This window comes from Deferribacterota bacterium (assembly GCA_034189185.1).
Taxonomy (GTDB): Bacteria; Chrysiogenota; Deferribacteres; order Deferribacterales; family UBA228; genus UBA228.
The window spans coordinates 1-1,501 of sequence record JAXHVM010000311.1; the positions used below are offsets into that span (position 1 = coordinate 1).

A 1,501-nucleotide genomic window follows, 5' to 3' on the forward strand; every position below is an offset into this window, starting at 1 on the left:
GGATAATCCAGTTAGCAAAGTTTTGACGGGACAGATCAATTCCAAAGTTATTAAATTGTTTTTCCTGTCTATATAGTGGAACTGCCTCAGAATATTTACGGTCCATTATATATGCTAGTAAGGAAGGGGATACAAAACTACCCTTTAGTAGGGGGTTTGGCATTTTAGCTGTGATAATTGGAGTAGATATATTTTCTTTTTCACATTGTCTGCAGGCATAGACATAACGAACATGTTCTACTATTTTAACCTGAGCTGGTATGATTTTTAACTCTTTACGAATCTCTTTACTCATTTCATGAAGAGTACTATCACAGCTTGGACATATTTTATCTTCTTCTTGTAGTTTATATTCTATTATCTCTACAGGAAGATCATCAAAGGATTTTTTATTTAAGCCTTTATTTCTTTTACGTTTATATGTAATTTCTTCAATAGTTGGTTCTTGTTTTTTAGGTCTGAATTCTTTTTCGGCTTCATTAAAAATTGATAACTGATCAGAGTTGCTTTTTTCACTTGATGAGCCGAATTGTTTTTCTTTACTCAAACGAAACTGCTCTTTGTACCAATTTAATTTAGCAGCTGTTTGTTCAAATTCTTGCTCTAAAAGAGCGTATTTATTTTGAAGTTCTTGAAAATCTTTTTCTATATTTGAATTTATTTCAGTTGATTTTTCTATTGTTTTCATAGATTAATTATATCATATTTTAAGGAAAATAGATACTAAAATATTTCGTTTATATATTGAATTTTCAACATTTACAGAGGTTTTATTTTGTCTATTTAAAAAGTTTAAAACTATATTATTATTCGTTCTTTGACAATCTTATGAGCACTTTTTTGACTGATTGATAAACCATCTAGCAACCATCTAAACTCTCTATCTCCAACTATTAAAGTTTTAGAATTTTGATCATCAGGCCATTTAAATACACCTTTTTCTAATCTTTTGTAGTGCATCCAAAAGCCGTTTAGATCCCATACTAAGATTTTAATTTTATCTCGTTTTTTATTACAGAATACGAATAGGCTTCTTGAAAATGGATCAAGGTCAAAGCTTTCCTGTACAAGAATGGATAATCCGTCAATAGATTTTCTTAAATCAGTATACCCTAGTGCTAGATATATCTGACTGGTACCCTTATTTAGCATTGGGATAATATTTTTATAACGGATTTAAAGGTATCTACATCAAATCCATCAGCTACTTCTACTGTAGCTTTACCTATGATAATCTTTAGAGGGTTATTAGATTTATTTTCTGAGTCTTCTTTTTCTAAAGCTACTGATGTCCACTGTATTTCTTTTGAATCTTGATTTAAACCTTCTTTTTTTTCCTTGTTAAATTTATGTATGTAGTATCTAAGTTTATGTATGCTGACACCCTTATCTTCAGCCCATTTAACTGCACTTAATCCACTTGTTTTGTAATCTTCAATTCTTTCACTCCACAACTTTCTGTTTTTTTCTCTCATTGAGATATCCTCCATTATTATTTTGG

At 29.8% G+C, this 1,501-nt stretch carries 3 protein-coding genes; all 3 read right to left on the reverse strand.

The annotated features are described in order from the left end of the window. Window positions 1-688, reverse strand: a 688-nt coding sequence (locus SVN78_11180; protein MDY6822168.1) for an IS66 family transposase zinc-finger binding domain-containing protein, incomplete at its 3' end; no start/stop codon positions are given. A 110-nt stretch (window positions 689-798) separates the two neighbouring features. Further along, on the reverse strand, window positions 799-1,152 hold the full coding sequence (gene tnpB, locus SVN78_11185) for an IS66 family insertion sequence element accessory protein TnpB (protein MDY6822169.1): 354 nt from the start codon (window positions 1,150-1,152) through the stop codon (window positions 799-801). Next, window positions 1,146-1,501 (reverse strand): hypothetical protein (locus SVN78_11190; protein MDY6822170.1); only part of this gene is annotated, 356 nt, incomplete at its 5' end. The genes SVN78_11190 and tnpB, both read right to left, overlap by 7 nt.